This is a genomic window from Campylobacter sp. US55 (assembly GCF_004378955.1).
In the GTDB taxonomy this organism is placed as follows: domain Bacteria; phylum Campylobacterota; class Campylobacteria; order Campylobacterales; family Campylobacteraceae; genus Campylobacter_D; species Campylobacter_D jejuni.
On the sequence record NZ_RYYF01000003.1, the window covers coordinates 110,894 to 126,221 of the forward strand.

16 protein-coding genes are annotated in these 15,328 nt (G+C 30.7%); 6 read left to right on the top strand and 10 right to left on the bottom strand.

Going from position 1 to position 15,328, the window contains the following annotated elements; all coding sequences use genetic code 11:
* Positions 1–59: 59 nt before the first annotated feature.
* The 6 genes from ELQ07_RS03185 to ELQ07_RS03210 all read right to left on the bottom strand — a co-directional run bounded on the left by ELQ07_RS03185 (position 60) and on the right by ELQ07_RS03210 (position 4,507).
* Entirely contained in the window at positions 60–719 is a 660-nt protein-coding gene (locus tag ELQ07_RS03185; RefSeq protein WP_002853290.1) for an amino acid ABC transporter permease, read from the bottom strand.
* Positions 720–729: 10 nt separating this feature from the next.
* A complete protein-coding gene (locus ELQ07_RS03190) occupies positions 730–1,482 on the bottom strand; it encodes an amino acid ABC transporter permease (protein WP_002853332.1) in 753 nt (250 codons plus the stop codon).
* Between the two features lies 1 nt (position 1,483).
* Positions 1,484–2,263 carry a bifunctional adhesin/ABC transporter aspartate/glutamate-binding protein PEB1a gene (peb1A, locus tag ELQ07_RS03195; RefSeq protein ID WP_070317148.1) on the bottom strand — a complete coding sequence of 260 codons (780 nt, stop codon included), beginning with the start codon at positions 2,261–2,263 and terminating at the stop codon, positions 1,484–1,486.
* Between the two features lie 21 nt (positions 2,264–2,284).
* Positions 2,285–3,013, bottom strand: coding sequence for an amino acid ABC transporter ATP-binding protein (locus ELQ07_RS03200; RefSeq protein WP_002865902.1), 729 nt, complete (start codon positions 3,011–3,013; stop codon positions 2,285–2,287).
* Between the two features lie 135 nt (positions 3,014–3,148).
* Positions 3,149–3,937 carry a CheR family methyltransferase gene (locus ELQ07_RS03205; protein WP_134224725.1) on the bottom strand — a complete coding sequence of 263 codons (789 nt, stop codon included), beginning with the start codon at positions 3,935–3,937 and terminating at the stop codon, positions 3,149–3,151.
* Between the two features lie 15 nt (positions 3,938–3,952).
* Positions 3,953–4,507 carry a chemotaxis protein CheB gene (locus tag ELQ07_RS03210; RefSeq protein ID WP_002855874.1) on the bottom strand — a complete coding sequence of 185 codons (555 nt, stop codon included), beginning with the start codon at positions 4,505–4,507 and terminating at the stop codon, positions 3,953–3,955.
* Between the two features lie 164 nt (positions 4,508–4,671).
* Here ELQ07_RS03210 and rpiB point away from each other — a divergent pair, with 164 nt between their 5' ends.
* Genes rpiB through ychF form a run of 6 tightly spaced genes read left to right on the top strand, consistent with a single transcriptional unit; the run spans position 4,672 to position 9,149 of the window.
* Positions 4,672–5,109 carry a ribose 5-phosphate isomerase B gene (rpiB, locus tag ELQ07_RS03215; protein WP_134224726.1) on the top strand — a complete coding sequence of 146 codons (438 nt, stop codon included), beginning with the start codon at positions 4,672–4,674 and terminating at the stop codon, positions 5,107–5,109.
* Entirely contained in the window at positions 5,109–5,441 is a 333-nt protein-coding gene (locus tag ELQ07_RS03220; protein WP_002853247.1) for a membrane protein, read from the top strand. The genes rpiB and ELQ07_RS03220 overlap by 1 nt, the downstream gene beginning before the upstream one ends.
* Positions 5,438–5,986, top strand: a complete 549-nt coding sequence (apt, locus tag ELQ07_RS03225) for an adenine phosphoribosyltransferase (protein ID WP_134224727.1) — start codon at positions 5,438–5,440, stop codon at positions 5,984–5,986. Before ELQ07_RS03220 ends, apt begins: the two co-directional genes overlap by 4 nt.
* Before the next feature lie 18 nt (positions 5,987–6,004).
* Positions 6,005–6,601, top strand: a complete 597-nt coding sequence (locus tag ELQ07_RS03230) for a DedA family protein (RefSeq protein WP_070317145.1) — start codon at positions 6,005–6,007, stop codon at positions 6,599–6,601.
* Positions 6,598–8,049 (top strand): leucyl aminopeptidase, encoded by a 1,452-nt coding sequence (locus ELQ07_RS03235; RefSeq protein ID WP_070317144.1) that lies wholly within the window; start codon positions 6,598–6,600, stop codon positions 8,047–8,049. The genes ELQ07_RS03230 and ELQ07_RS03235 overlap by 4 nt, the downstream gene beginning before the upstream one ends.
* Positions 8,046–9,149 (top strand): redox-regulated ATPase YchF, encoded by a 1,104-nt coding sequence (gene ychF / locus ELQ07_RS03240; protein ID WP_022552294.1) that lies wholly within the window; start codon positions 8,046–8,048, stop codon positions 9,147–9,149. The genes ELQ07_RS03235 and ychF overlap by 4 nt, the downstream gene beginning before the upstream one ends.
* A 21-nt stretch (positions 9,150–9,170) precedes the next feature.
* Here the strand turns inward: ychF and argH are convergent, their stop codons facing one another.
* Genes argH through ELQ07_RS03260 form a run of 4 tightly spaced genes read right to left on the bottom strand, consistent with a single transcriptional unit; the run spans position 9,171 to position 15,321 of the window.
* Positions 9,171–10,553: an argininosuccinate lyase gene (gene argH, locus ELQ07_RS03245; RefSeq protein WP_134224728.1), complete on the bottom strand. Its 1,383-nt coding sequence runs from the start codon at positions 10,551–10,553 to the stop codon at positions 9,171–9,173.
* A 9-nt stretch (positions 10,554–10,562) separates the two neighbouring features.
* On the bottom strand, positions 10,563–12,137 hold the full coding sequence (pckA, locus tag ELQ07_RS03250) for a phosphoenolpyruvate carboxykinase (ATP) (RefSeq protein WP_134224729.1): 1,575 nt from the start codon (positions 12,135–12,137) through the stop codon (positions 10,563–10,565).
* A gap of 12 nt (positions 12,138–12,149) precedes the next feature.
* Positions 12,150–13,949, bottom strand: a complete 1,800-nt coding sequence (locus ELQ07_RS03255; RefSeq protein ID WP_070317142.1) for a biotin/lipoyl-containing protein — start codon at positions 13,947–13,949, stop codon at positions 12,150–12,152.
* A 31-nt stretch (positions 13,950–13,980) separates the two neighbouring features.
* Positions 13,981–15,321, bottom strand: coding sequence for a sodium-dependent transporter (locus ELQ07_RS03260; RefSeq protein ID WP_002853706.1), 1,341 nt, complete (start codon positions 15,319–15,321; stop codon positions 13,981–13,983).
* Between the last annotated feature and the right edge of the window lie 7 nt (positions 15,322–15,328).

Here is a 15,328-nt window from a genome sequence, read left to right on the forward strand (position 1 = left end):
AAAAAAAATGTTAAAAACTGCTGTAAATTTAAAAAGCTTATATAAAAATATAAGCTTTTTTAAGAAATGTAAGCTGTCTTTTTGGCATAATATCTTACCAACATAGAAAGCGAAAAACATATTATAAAATAAATTCCCGCAACAACACCTATCATCGCTAAAATTTCTTCAAAACTTGTTAGTTTTGCCAATATAGTTTTTGAATTATAAGTAAGTTCAGCTATACCTAAACCCGCTAAATAAGCTGTATCCTTTACAGTGGTTACAATTTGAGATAATAAAGCAGGTATTATTTTTCTAAAAGTTTGTGGTAAAATAATATAAAAAAGAGTAAAAAATTTACCAAAACCTTGAGAATAAGCTGCTTCAAACTGACCTTTTGGTATAGAATTTAATCCACCTCTAATAATTTCAGCCATAACCGAACTCGTATAAAGTGAAAATCCTATAGTACCCCAAAAAGCTTGAGGAAATTGTCCAAAAAATACAGGTAGAACAAAACAAGCTGCAAGCATCCATAATAATAAAGGAGTATTTCTAAAAATATCTATATAGCAAGCTGCTAAAAATTTACTTAATCTATCCCCATAATTTTTAGTTATAGCTAAAAAAGTTCCAAAAACAATCGAAATAATACAAGTTGCTAAGGCTATTTTTAATGTCAGAAATAAACCTTGCATTAAAAATTCAATATTTTGTGCATTAAAAACATTTTCCATTAACAACCCTTTATCTCGTTAAATGTGCTTTTTTTAATTTATTTTCATAAGCCTTTGCAAAATAAGCCAAAGGATAACAAATTATAAAATATAAAACCGCTGCAAATATATAAGCTGGCGCATAATTTCCATAATCAGCTGCATAGCTATCAGCAGAATGCATTAACTCAGCTCCACCTACAATAAGCAATACAGAGGTATTTTTGATTAAATTTACCATTTGATTTGTCATCGGTGGTAAAATAATTCTAATGGTTTGAGGTACTATAATATAACGCATTTGTTGAATATAAGTAAATCCTTGAGAAGCAGAAGCTTCAAACTGACCTCTTGGCACAGCCAAAATTCCACTTCTAACCACCTCGCTTACATAAGCTCCGTGATAAGCTCCAACACCCAATACACCAATAGTAAATATATCAAGTCTTATACCTAAAACAGGCAAGGCATAAAACAAAAAGAAAATTTGTATTACCAAAGGAACATTTTGAAAAAGCTCTACGTAAATTCTAGTGTAGGCTCTGATAATTTTAAATCTACTTGTAGCCATAACTCCGCCTATAGTTCCAAAAATTGTAGCTATAAGCAAAGCAAGAATACTTACTTCTAAAGTATAAATAAAACCATTAATAAAAGCATCTTTATTATCCAAAGCATCTAAAAATTTCCATACCGCAAAAGGGCTTATACTATTTTCATCATATAAACCCCAAGAAGTAAGAATTTGTCTTAAATGTTCAACAAAACCTACGCTTTCATTCATATTATAAACCCCATTTTTTCGCTAAAGCATCAATTTCATTTTTATGTTCTTTTACAAAATCATCAACATATTTTGCAAAAGCTGGATCATCTTTTTTGGTTACAATACCATAACTTTGTGGTTCAAAACTATCTGCCAAAATTTCACTTTTATCATCCACATAGCCTAACAATATTGATTTGTCTACAGAAAACGCATCAACTCTTTTAGCATCTAAAGCAGCTTTTATACTTGGATAATCAGGAAATTCACTAAATTTAACATCAATACCAATTTTTTTAGCAGCTTCACCTATAGCTTTTTTTGTAGTTGCAGCTTGAGCCACTCCAATATTTGCACCTTTCATATCAGCTAAAGATTTATATTTTTTTTCTTTTAAGACTAAAAGCCCTATAGCATCTTGATAATAAGGCTCTGAGAAATTATAAATTCTTTTTCTCTCTGGAGTAATAGTAAAAGTTGCTATCACTGCATCTACACTACCATTATCAAGCAAAGGGCCTCTTGTTTTAGCATTAACTGCAACTAGTTTTATTTTTTTATCATCACCCAATATACTTTTAGCTAGCAATTTAGCAACATCTACTTCGAAACCTTTAATTTCACCTGTTGCTTGATCAAGTAAAGCATAATGCGGAACATCATTTTTAACACCAACTATTAATTGTCCTTTAGATTTAATAGACTCAAGTTTACCTTCTGCTGCATTAGCATTGCTAAATGCAACACAAGCACCTAGAGCAAAAACTGCCAACTTTAACAAAGATTTTCTAAAAACCATTTTTTCTCCTTTCAATTTTGGTTAATTTTTAAGAATTTTCCCTAAAAAGAGTCGCGCTCTTTCAGTTTTTGGATTTGAGAAAAATTCACTAGGAATATTTTCTTCCACAATAGCACCATCTTCCATAAAAATAATCCTATCTGCTACTTCTTTTGCAAAACCCATTTCGTGTGTAACAACCACCATGGTAGTATTGCTTTGATGTGAAATTTCTTTCATTACATCTAAAACCTCTTGTATGGTTTCTGGATCAAGGGCTGAAGTAGGTTCATCAAATAAAATATAGGGTTTTTTAGTACAAAGTGATCTTGCTATAGCAACGCGTTGTTGTTGTCCGCCTGAAAGGGTTGCTGGATAAACATTTGCTTTATCCACTAAACCTACGACTTTTAAATACTTAAAAGCTGTTTCTTCAGCTTCTTTTTTAGATTTTTTTTGAAGTTTCATTGGAGCTAAGGTCAAATTTTGCAGAACCGTCATATGTGGATATAAATTAAAATGCTGAAAAACCATTGCACAATATTTTCGACAAATTTCAATTTTATTTTTATGATTTAAAACAAGATTGTTAACTACGACCTCGCCTGAACTAACTTCTTCAAGCCCATTCATGCAACGGATAGTTGTACTTTTTCCACTTCCACTTGGACCTATAATAACAAGCTTCTCACCTTCTTTAACAGAAAGATTAATATTCTTTAGAACATGATGAGTTCCGTAGTATTTGTTTACATTTTTTAATTCAATCAAGTTTTTTCCTTTATTTTTAACTAAATATAAAATTAATTAAAATTATTTTATCATTAAATAAAGAAAACTACTTCAAAATGTAACTTATTTTTACTAATAAATTTCTAAAGTGTAACTTTTAGTAATTTTTAGAATTTATACTTTTTCATAGTAAACACCTCTTGGAGAGAAAATCTTTTTAAAATAAATAGTCTCTGGAATTAAATCAGCATTGCCAACATAAAGCCTTCCTTTATCATTTAAAATTCTATGAAATCTCTCCATAAGTTTTAGTTTTGATTCATGATCAAAATAAATAATCATATTTCTAGAAGCTATAATATCAAATTTTCCCAATCTTGAAAATTTTTCTTCAAAAACATTGCAAAGTTCAAATTTACAAGTACAAAGCTCATTTTTATTAATAGTATAAAATTTATCTTCGCTTTCCAAAAAAAACCTTCTTTTTTCACTCTCGCTCAATCGCTGTAAAGTTCTTCCTTGATATTTTCCAAGTTTTGCTTTTTCAATCACGCTTGAATTAATATCAATGCCTAAAATATACATATCTTTAATAAAATTCTGTGCAGCCAATAATGCCAAAGAATATACCTCTTCTCCACTTGAACAAGGGGCGCTTAGGATATTTACTCTCTTTTCTAAGCTTTTAGCATAATAAATTATTTCTTTCAATTGAACCAATTCTCTTAAAAAATAAGTTTCACCTATGGTTACAAAATCTAAAGTTTCTTGTTTAAGTTGTCTATTGCTTTTTAATTTTCCCAAAAATTCGGAAAAATTTTTAGTATTAGTTCCTTCAAGAAATTTATTCAACTTTAAAGCTAGTATATTTTTTTTATCGGTTAAATCAATACCGCTCATTTCGTTGATAATTTTTATAAATTCATTAAGCTCTAATTCGCTAGGAGTTATTTTTTTTTCCATGCAATTTTCCTTTTATTAATCCTGATCAATAAAATTTACAATTTCTTTTTTAATTTCTTTTAAGCTCATAGGTTTTAAATGCGGATTCATATCTTTTGCTCTTTTTGGCATACCATAAACGACGCTATCTGCTTCATTCTCGCATAAACATCTAACTCCTGTTTTATAAAGCTCAAATAAACCTTTTGCGCCATCATCTCCCATGCCCGTTAAAATAATAGCAAGTATTTTATTTGTTTTTGCCAAAGAAACAGCGGAATGAAAAAGTAAATCCACACTCGGTTTAAAGCTTGAAGCCACATCTTGCCAAGCGGCTACAATATTTAAATTTCCAGATAAAATAGTATTTTTAGGGCAAATATAAATTTTATTGCTTAATATCTCTTTATCATTCAATAAGCACACTTCACTAAAAGCTTCTTTATTAAATTGCCCCACAAAAGATGGAATAAAACTGGCACTCATGTGTTGAGCTATAACTACACAAGTATTTTTTATATCAATATCCTTTAAAAGAAATTTAAGCTGATTAGGACCACCTGTTGAAGATCCTATAAGTATGAGCTTCATTTTCTTCTCCCCTTAATTTATTGAAATTTTATTTTTCTTGTCACATAATTCTAACATATATAAAGAAAAATAAAGCTTATTTTAAAAAAAGAAAAGCTGTTTTTATGATTTAATATGATAAGATTAGGTTTTTATCTTATTTTATATAGTAATGTAGGAAACCAATGCTTAGGGAAAAAATTTATATTGCTAGTGATCATGCTGGTTTTGAATTAAAAGAAAAAATTTGCGTATTTTTGAAAGAAAAAAATATAATTTTTAACGATTTAGGAACAAACACTTGCGTAAGCTGCGATTATCCTGATTATGCACATTTACTTGCCGAAAAAATAGACAAACGAAGCTTTGGCATTCTTATTTGTGGAAGCGGAATTGGAATTTCTATTGCAGCAAATCGTCATAAAAACATTCGTTGTGCATTATGCCATGAAAGCTTAAGTGCAGAACTTGCAAGAAGACATAATGATGCCAATGTTTTGGCATTAGGCGGAAGATTAATCGGGATTGAATTGGCTATAGATATTATAGAAAAATTCATTCAAACTCCTTTTGAAGAAGGGAGACATATGCAAAGAATCCAAAAAATTGAGGTAAAAATATAATGTTTACAAACTGGCTTGTTTTAACTATATTGATTTGTGCAACTATCTATCTGATTGTAATGTTGTTTTACTATAAAACTTTACTTAATAAAGAAAAAACATCAAAAGATTTTATCAAAAACAATCTTGATGATACTGAGATTGTTATTAGAAAACTACAAATCCAACTTCAAAGAAGTCTTGGAAATATAGATATACTCACAGAAGAACTTAATAAAATCAAAGCAGACCTTACATCTTTAAGAACTAGAAATTCTCAATATCGTTTAGAAAATGACAAACTAAGACAAAGAATTAAAGAATTAGAAGCAAAAATCGAGGCATTATTATGATAAAACTAACACAAGAAGAACAAAAATACCTGCTTGATAGCATTAGAATTATTCCTGATTTTCCAAAAAAAGGAATTATTTTTAGAGATATTACCACTCTACTAAATAACAAAGAGACTTTAAATTTTCTACTTAAACATTTAAAAGAACGCTACAAAGATTACAATCTAGACTTCATAGCAGGAACAGAAAGCAGAGGATTTATCTTTGCATCTATGATTTGTGCAAAACTTAATCTTCCTTTTGTGCCTATTAGAAAACCTGGGAAACTCCCTTTTGAAACCTTTAGCTGCGAATACGATCTTGAATATGGCAGCGATAAAGTAGAACTTCATAAAGATGCATTTAAAAATATTCAAAATGCAAGAGTTTTACTTGTAGATGATTTAATAGCAACTGGCGGAACAGCTATAGCTTCGTATAAACTCATTCAAAAAGCTGGAGCAAAATGCGTTGAAGCTTGTTTTTTAATGAATCTTAAAGATTTAAATGGAGCAAATAAACTTGAAAAACTTACTTCAGTTTATAGTGTTTTAGAAATTTAAAACTATAGAAAGGTACAAATGGAAGAATTTTTAAAAAATTTACTTTACCAATACAAAGATCTAGCTTATATTATTATTTTTTTATGGTGTATTTTAGAAGGGGAGTTGGCTTTAATTTTAGCAGGTATTTTTGCCCATCAAGGACATGTAAATCTAGGTTTTATTATATTTATAGCAGGACTTGGTGGTTTTGTAGGTGATCAAATTTATTTCTATATAGGAAGATATAATAAACGCTACATACAAAAAAAATTAAAAACTCAAAGGCGTAAATTTGCAGTAGCACACTTACTTTTACAACGTTTTGGTTGGCCTATTATTTTTATACAACGCTATATGTATGGCTTTAGAACCATTATACCTATGAGTATAGGAGTCACACGTTATAGCGCAAAAAAATTTGCTATCATCAATCTTTTTAGCGCTTGGGTTTGGGCATCAATCACTATACTTCTAGCTTGGTATTTTGGAGAACAAATTTGGAAGATGGTGACCTGGGCTGAAGAACATTGGTATTATGCAGCCATTATTATTATAGCTTTTTTATCCCTTTTATTATTTGGTTTTAAACAAATGGAAAAAGCTATACTTAAAGATAAAAGGAAAAAACCATGAAATTTGAATTAAACGATAAAAAACTAGATGCTATAAAAGCAGACTTTGAACTTGTTTTTATACAGGATAAAAATTTAAAAAATTTTAACAAAGAAAAAGATTTTTTTAAACTTAATAATTACAAAGGCGAAGGTGTTTTATTGGACTTAAACAATAAAAAGCTTTATTTAGAGCTTAAAAGTCTTGCTTATGAGGATATAAGATTAAGTCTTTACACAGCATATAAAACTCTTGAGAAACTTAATATTAAAAGCGTAAAACTTCCTAGCATAATAGGAGATTGTGTAGTTAGAAGTTTTGCATCTTTAGTTGAAGGCGTACTTTTTGGAGCTTATAAATTTGACAAATATAAAAGTGAGAAAAAAACAAGTACTTTAGAAAGATTTATTATTTCAAGCGAAGAATTAAATGGTAAGAAATTTAATAAAGATGAAGCTAAGATAGGTTTAGAGCGTGGAGAAATTTTAGCTAATGCCACAAATTTTACTAAAAATATAGTCAATGAAATTCCTGAAATTTACACCCCTTTGAAAATGGCAGAAGATGCACAAAATTTAGCTAAAGAAAATAAAAACATCACTTGTAAAATTTATGATGAAAAATTTTTAGCCAAAGAAAAAATGAATGCCTTTTTAGCAGTAAATCGTGCCTCGGTACACCCACCACGCCTCATTCATCTAAGCTATAAAGCCAAAAATGCAAAAAAACGTGTTGTATTTGTTGGAAAAGGCTTAACTTACGATAGCGGTGGATTAAGCTTAAAACCAGCTGATTTTATGCTTACAATGAAAGCTGATAAAAGCGGTGCAGCAGCAGCAATGGGAATCATAAAAGCCGTAGCTGAACTTGCTTTAGATTTAGAAGTGCATTGTATTTTAGGTGCAACTGAAAATATGATAGGCGGCAATGCTTATAAGCCCGATGATGTGTTAATCAGTCGTGAAGGTGTAAGCATAGAGGTAAGAAATACAGATGCAGAAGGACGCTTGGTTTTAGCTGATTGTCTTTCTTTTGCACAAGATTTAAAACCTGATTTACTTATCGATATGGCAACTCTTACTGGAGCTTGTGTTGTAGGACTTGGTGAATTTACAAGCGCTATTATGGGAAATAATGAAGAATTGCAAAATGATTTTTATCTAAGCTCTAAAAAAAGTGGAGAATATACTACAATCTTACACTTCAACCCTCACTTAAAAGAACTTATAAAATCAAATATTGCCGATGTTAGCAACACTGCCTCTAGTCGCTACGGAGGTGCAATTACCGCAGGGTTATTTTTAGATAAATTTATTCGTAAAGAATATAAAGACAAATGGCTACATCTTGATATAGCAGGACCTGCTTATACAGAAAAATCTTGGGGATATTCTAGTTTTGGCGCAAGTGGAGCTGGAGTTAGAATGTGTGTTAATTATTTAATTCAAATTTTAAGGAAAGCTAAATGAGTTTAAGTGTAGGTATAGTAGGACTTCCAAATGTTGGCAAATCAACGACTTTTAATGCTTTAACTAAAGCACAAAATGCCCAAAGCGCAAACTATCCTTTCTGCACCATAGAGCCTAATAAAGCCATGGTTGAAGTTCCTGATTTAAGACTTAATGAACTTGCCAAAATCGTAAAACCTGAAAAAATTATGCATTCTTTAATAGAATTTGTAGATATCGCTGGACTTGTTAAAGGTGCAAGTAAAGGCGAAGGCTTGGGAAATAAATTTCTTTCAAATATACGCGAAACTGAGGTTATTTTACACATAGTGCGTTGTTTTGATGAAGAAAATATCACCCATGTTGAAGGTGGAGTTGATCCTTTACGTGATGTAGAAATTATCAATACAGAGCTTATTTTAGCAGATATTGAACAACTGAGTAAAAAAATAGAAAAACTCACCAAAGAAGCCAAAGCCAATCAAAAGGGTGCTAAAGAAAGTCTCGAACTTGCAAATTCCTTACTTGATCATTTAAACAAAGGCTTAGCTGCAAGTTCTTACCCTGAAAAAGAAAGTGAAATTTATCAAGCCTTAATCAAAGAATTAAGACTGCTTTCTGCTAAAGAAGTGATTTATGGTGCAAATGTTGATGAAAATGGTATTAGTGAAGATAATGATTATGTAAAAGCTTTAAAAGAATATGCTAAAAAAAATGATCATGAAGTTATCAAGCTTTGTGCAAAAATCGAAGAAGAATTAGTAGGATTAAGTGATGAAGAAAGTCATGAATTTTTAAGTTCTCTAGGAGTTAACGAAAGCGGTCTTGATCAAATCATACGCACTGCTTTTGCTAAGCTTGGACTGATCAGTTATTTTACCGCTGGTGTAGTTGAAGTGCGTTCTTGGACAATCAAAAAAGGTTGGAAAGCACCAAAAGCAGCAAGTGTAATTCACAATGACTTTGAAAAAGGTTTCATAAAAGCTGAAGTTATTTCCTATGAAGATTATATCCAATACAAAGGCGAAAATGGCGCCAAAGAAGCAGGAAAGCTACGCCTTGAAGGAAAAGACTATATCGTTTTAGATGGCGATGTAATGCATTTTAGATTCAATGTTTAGGCAAAATAGCCTAAACAATATTTATAAATTTTGAATAAAACCTTCCAAAATTTGAATTTGCTTTTCTACGCTTGCAATAGAACTTGAGCCTTCACTTTGCTTAGAATTTAAAGAAAATTCAAAATTTAAAAGTTCCATAGCTTTTTCATCAAATACAGGATCTATTTTTGAAAGATCTTTAATTTCACTTATATCAATGCCTTGTGCTTCAGCTTGTGCAACAACATTTCCCACTATAAAATGTGCTTTTCTAAAAGGAATATTTTTTTCACGCACCAAATAATCTGCCAAATCGGTAGCCAACAAATGACCTTTTTTACAAGCATTAAGCATATTTTCTTTATTAATTCGTATTTCTTTTAACATTGCATTTAAGATGATTAAGCTATCTTTAGCCGTTTTTACACTATCAAAAAGTCCTTCTTTATCTTCTTGCATATCTTTATTATAAGCTAAAGGTAAAGCTTTCATTATAGTTAAAAGAGAAATCAAATTTCCATAAACACGCCCTGTTTTTCCACGTATAAGCTCACAAACATCGGGGTTTTTTTTCTGAGGCATAATAGAACTTCCCGTTGAAAAACTATCACTTATAGTTATAAAAGAAAACTCCGAACTTGAGAATAAAATCATTTCTTCACAAAGTCTTGAAGTGTGTGTAAAAATAACTGCTATATCATAAAGTAAATCAAGAGCAAAATCCCTATCACTCACTCCATCCATAGCATTTGGCATAATATCTTTAAATCCTAAAATTTTAGCACTCAACTCACGATTGGTTTTATAGCTTGTTCCTGCACATGCACAAGATCCAAGTGGCAAAAAGTCTGCAAGTTCTAGGCTATTTTGCAAACGCTTAACATCTCGCATTAACATAAAAGCATAAGCTAAAATATAAAAAGAAAAACTCACAGGCTGAGCGTGTTGTAAATGTGTAAAACCTGGCATAATGGTTTTTTTGTGCGCTTTAGCATGTTCGAGCATAGTTTGAATCAATTCTTTTAAAAGTTTTAAAAGTTCTATGTGAGATTTTTTGACAAAAAGTTTAAAATCAGTAGCCACTTGGTCATTTCTACTTCTTGCAGTATGAAGTCTTCCACCAATTTCACTGCCTATAATCTCGCTTAAACGCTTTTCTATAGCCATATGTATATCTTCATCTTTAATATCAAAAACAAATTTACCTTGCTCTATTTCACTTTTAACTTTTTTTAAGCCTTTTATAATAGCATCTAATTCTTCTTTTTTTAAAATACCACAACTTTCAAGCATTGTAGCATGCGCTATAGATCCTTGTATATCTTCATTAAACAAAGTTTTATCTACATTTAAACTCGCATTAAATTCTTTTAAAAGCTCATCGCTTGCACCGCTAAAGCGTCCTGACCACATTTCATTTTTCATTTAAATACCTTAAATTTTTGGTCCAAATTTGCTAAATTCAATACCTTCTTTGACATCTTCATAACGTTTGAAATTTTGCACAAACATATGTGCTAGCTTATCTCTTGTTTCAGCATAGGCATTTTTATCCAACCAAGTATTTATAGGATTTAAAAGCGTGCTTTCTACACCTTCTAAAGCTTTTGGAATAGCTAAATTAAACACTTCAAAATTTTCAAATTCGCATTTTACAATACTTCCATCTAAAATAGCATTAATGCAAGCTCTAGTAGCCTTAATGCTCATTCTTTTACCTACACCGTAACTTCCACCGCTCCAACCCGTATTAACAAGATAAACACTAACTTCATGTTTTTCAATCTTTTCACCAAGCAATCTCGCATAAACCGTTGGATGCAAAGGCATAAAAGGTTCTCCAAAGCAAGCTGAAAAAGTTGCTTGAGGCTCTGTTATACCACGCTCAGTTCCAGCTACTTTTGCTGTATAACCGCTTAAAAAATAATACATAGCCTGCTCTTTACTTAATTTACTCACCGGAGGTAAAATTCCAAAAGCATCTGCACTTAAAAATATAATATTTTTTGGATGCCCTGCTTTTAAGCTAGGCTCATGATTTTCAATATGCTCTATAGGATAAGAAACTCTCGTATTTTCTGTTTTTGAAGCATCGGCATAATCAACACTCTTATCAGCTCTTAAAACTACATTTTCTAAAAGTGCATTTCTTTTAATAGCTCCATAAATTTCAGGCTCATGCTCAGGATCAAGATTGATTGTTTTTGCATAACAACCGCCCTCAAAATTAAATACACCTTCATCATCCCAGCCATGCTCATCATCACCTATGAGTCTTCTTTTTGGATCGGTTGAAAGCGTAGTTTTTCCTGTACCGCTAAGTCCAAAGAAAAGTGCGACATCGTCTTTTTCTCCGACATTTGCGCTACAATGCATAGAAAGTTTATTTTCTAGTGGCAGCCAATAATTCATCATAGAAAAAATACCTTTTTTCATTTCTCCACCATACCAAGTTCCACCAATAACCGCTATATTTTCTTCAACATTAAAGATCACAAAAACCTCTGAATTTAAACCATCTTGTTTGTAATCTTCATTGATACATTTGCAAGCATTATAAACAATAAAATCTGCTTTAAAATTCTCAAGTTCCTCTTGACTTGGGCGAATAAACATATTTTTAACAAAATGCGCTTGCCATGCAATTTCAGTAACAAATCTTACTGCTTTGCGACTTTGCAAAGAAGCACCGCAAAAAGCATCTTGAACATAAATTTTCTTTCCGCTTAATTCTTGCTTTGCTTTAGTTAAAAGTTTATCAAATAATTCTTTTGTAATAGGCTGATTTACCTTTCCCCAAGCTATATATTTACTAGATGGATCTTGTTTTACAAAATATTTATCTTTAGGACTTCTACCTGTAAAAATCCCTGTATCCACACAAAAAGTATCATTATCCGTGCTTAAACCTTCATTATTTGCTTTTTCATGAGCATTTAATTCATCATAACTTAAATTATGAAAAATTTCCTTTATGTTATCTAAACCTAAATTATCAAATTTTTTCATTTTTCCCTCACTTTAATTCTTGTAAATAGCTAATACTTCACCTTCATTAACAGTATCGCCTATTTTAATACAAAGCTCTGAAATAATTCCATCTTTTGGGGCATTAACCTCAATCTCCATTTTCATTGCTTCTAAAACCATGATAGCTTGACCTGATTTTACTTCTTCACCTTCGTTAACATAAATTTTAAAAACATTACCCGAGATACCTGCTAAAACTTCATTTTCAGCATCTACAGAACTTGTTGAATTTGAAGAAATAATATTTTTATTTTCTTCTACTTTTTTTACACTTTTAACATTAACATCTTTATCAAAACCATAACTTACTTCTACATGATATTTGTTACCATTTACAGCTACGGTAAATTTGTTTTCATCTACACTCATAGGTTTTGGCATACTAGCTAATTTGCGTACATTTATCTTTGCCTCTCCTTTTAAAAATGCTATACCTTTTTCTTTACAAGCTGCTGCAATAAATATATTTTCTTCACTCGTTTCTATACCCTCTTTTTCAAGTAAGGTTTTGGTATAAGCTATACTTTTACTCTCATCTTTATCAGCTATATTTATAGCAAGCTCTGTAGTAGGTTCTAAATTAAGTTGTTTTGAAGCAAGTTCAACAATATTTGCATCGGGTGTAACAGGAGTTTTTCCAAAATAACCAAGCACCATTTTTCCATAACCTTCTGCGATTTTTTTCCAAGGCCCAAACATAACATTATTAAATGCTTGTTGAAAATAAAATTGAGAAACTGGAGTAACCGAAGTACCAAATCCACCTTTTTCTACAACTTCTCTCATAGCATGAATGACCTGTGGAAATTTATCTAAAATATTATTATCCCTCATCATTTGTGTATTTGCCGTTAAAGCTCCTCCTGGCATAGGAGAAAAAGGAATAAGTGGATTTACCATAGTAGCTTCAGGGGGTAAAAAATACTCTTTTAAACAATCTTTTAAAACTTCTTCGTATTTTAGAATTTTTTCTTCTTCAAGTCCACCTAAATCATAATCTTTACCTTTTAAGGCATGCATCATGGTTAAAATATCAGGCTGAGAAGTTCCACCACTTACAGGAGCTGCAGCCAAATCGATACCATCAACACCTGCTTCAAGTGCTGCAAGATAGCAGGCTATACTCACCCCTGCGGTTTCATGCGTATGAAGTCTAATATGTGCATCTTGAGGTAAAATTTTTCTAGCCATTTTAATGGTTTCATAAATTTTATTTGGATTAGAAGTTCCACTTGCATCTTTAAAACAAATGCTGTGAAAAGGAATTTCTGCTGCTAAAATTTCTTTCAAAATTTTTTCATAAAAAGGCACATCATGAGCACCTTTGCAATTTGGCGGTAGATCCATTAAGGTAATAGTGATTTCATGTTTTAATCCATGTTTTGCTATACATTCGCCACTAAATTTTAAATTATTTATATCATTAAGAGCATCAAAATTTCTTATCGTTGTGGTACCGTGTTTTGCAAAAAGTTTTGCATGCAAATCAATAAGCTCACTACTTCCAGTATCTAAAGTAACAGTATTAACCCCTCTTGCTAAAGTTTGAAGATTGGCATCTTTTCCTACAATAGCTCTAAATCTATCCATCATGGTAAAAGCATCTTCTTTAAGATAAAAATACAAGCTTTGAAATCTAGCACCACCACCAAATTCAAAATGAGTAATACCCGCTTCTTTTGCTGCTTCTACTGCAGGAAAAAAATCATCCATTAAAACCCTAGCTCCATAAACAGACTGAAAACCATCCCTAAAGCTTGTATCCATTACATCGATGAATTTTTTAGCCATTATTTTTCCTTAAAAAAATATTTTTTCATTATTATACAAAAATTTGATAACACATTACCAAAATTATTGCTATAGGCGATATAAAACGAATAAAAAACAACCAAATTAAGAAAATTTTTCGACTTATAAATTTAGAAAAAATTTTATAAATTTGTTTTTTATTCATAAAAAAACCTACAAATATAGAGCATACTATAGCACCAAGTGGAAGTAAAAAATTTGAAGTTAATTTATCTAATAAAGTAAAAAAATCTTTGCCAAAAAAACTAAACATAGAAAAAAAATTTAAATTTAATGACAAGATACAACAAATTCCAAAAACAAAAACAAATAAACCTATTAAAAATAGAGCTTTAACACGAGAAATTTGATAGTTATTAATCATATAAAAAGTTAAAGGCTCTATCATTGAAACAGCTGAAGTAATACCAGCAAAAAAAAGTGCTAAGAAAAAACAAAATGCAAAAATATAGCCTAAAGCTCCAAGTTGATTAAATAAACTCATCAAGGATACAAAAACAATTCCTGCTCCTTGAGTATGCGGATCGGCTCCAAATTCAAAGATAAAAGTAAAAACAATAAGCCCCATGATAAAAGAAATCAATAAGTTAATCAAAACAATATACACTGAACTTTTTATAAAATTTGTTTTTTTATCCAAGGCTGATGAATATGTAACTATACAACCTATTCCCAAGCATAAGGTAAAAAATGCAAGCCCTAAAGCTTCGGCAATAGAGCTAAATTTAAAATGTGAAAAATCAGGATAAAATAAATAAGAAAAAGCATTTGCAAAACCTTGCTTAAATCCCATGCAATAAAACAACATAAAAACAAGCATTAAAAATAAGCTAGGCATTATAACAACGTTTAATTTTTCAATCCCTTTGATTAAACCTTTAGATACTATTAATAAAGTAAGAAAAAAAGATAAAGTGAAGAAAAAAACAGAACTTGTCAAATTTGTAGTAATTAAATTCTGAAAATTACTTGCTGCTTCATCTAAGGTTTTAGGAAGATAATAAAGACTAACTACAGTATATTTTAAAACCCATCCCATAATAACTAGATAAAAAGAGAGAACAAAAATACCACCTAACATAAAAACGCCGCCATATCGCCATCTATTGCCATATTTTATGGCAAGATTTGAATAAGCATTTGCAAGATCACTTTTACTTAAACGTCCCATAGCCACTTCAGCCAAAAAAATACTAAATCCTATGGTTAAAGTAAAAAACAAATATAAAAGCACAAAAACAAAACCACCATTTTCTGCACTTAAAGTTGGAAATTTCCAAGCGTTACCTAAACCAACGGCTCCACCAGCAACAGCCAATACAAAACCGATTTTTGAAAAATATGTTCTCATTATTTTT

Bases quoted from the DNA above. Each gene is read 5' to 3' on its own strand.
- ELQ07_RS03185 (WP_002853290.1), bottom strand. From the start codon at position 719: ATGGAAAATGTTTTTAATGCACAAAATATTGAATTTTTAATGCAAGGT.
- ELQ07_RS03190 (WP_002853332.1), bottom strand. From the start codon at position 1,482: ATGAATGAAAGCGTAGGTTTTGTTGAACATTTAAGACAAATTCTTACT.
- peb1A (WP_070317148.1), bottom strand. From the start codon at position 2,263: ATGGTTTTTAGAAAATCTTTGTTAAAGTTGGCAGTTTTTGCTCTAGGT.
- ELQ07_RS03235 (WP_070317144.1), top strand. From the start codon at position 6,598: ATGAAATTTGAATTAAACGATAAAAAACTAGATGCTATAAAAGCAGAC.
- pckA (WP_134224729.1), bottom strand. From the start codon at position 12,137: ATGAAAAAATTTGATAATTTAGGTTTAGATAACATAAAGGAAATTTTT.
- ychF (WP_022552294.1), top strand. From the start codon at position 8,046: ATGAGTTTAAGTGTAGGTATAGTAGGACTTCCAAATGTTGGCAAATCA.
- ELQ07_RS03205 (WP_134224725.1), bottom strand. From the start codon at position 3,937: ATGGAAAAAAAAATAACTCCTAGCGAATTAGAGCTTAATGAATTTATA.
- ELQ07_RS03260 (WP_002853706.1), bottom strand. From the start codon at position 15,321: ATGAGAACATATTTTTCAAAAATCGGTTTTGTATTGGCTGTTGCTGGT.
- ELQ07_RS03210 (WP_002855874.1), bottom strand. From the start codon at position 4,507: ATGAAGCTCATACTTATAGGATCTTCAACAGGTGGTCCTAATCAGCTT.
- ELQ07_RS03220 (WP_002853247.1), top strand. From the start codon at position 5,109: ATGTTTACAAACTGGCTTGTTTTAACTATATTGATTTGTGCAACTATC.
- rpiB (WP_134224726.1), top strand. From the start codon at position 4,672: ATGCTTAGGGAAAAAATTTATATTGCTAGTGATCATGCTGGTTTTGAA.
- ELQ07_RS03255 (WP_070317142.1), bottom strand. From the start codon at position 13,949: ATGGCTAAAAAATTCATCGATGTAATGGATACAAGCTTTAGGGATGGT.
- argH (WP_134224728.1), bottom strand. From the start codon at position 10,553: ATGAAAAATGAAATGTGGTCAGGACGCTTTAGCGGTGCAAGCGATGAG.
- apt (WP_134224727.1), top strand. From the start codon at position 5,438: ATGATAAAACTAACACAAGAAGAACAAAAATACCTGCTTGATAGCATT.
- ELQ07_RS03230 (WP_070317145.1), top strand. From the start codon at position 6,005: ATGGAAGAATTTTTAAAAAATTTACTTTACCAATACAAAGATCTAGCT.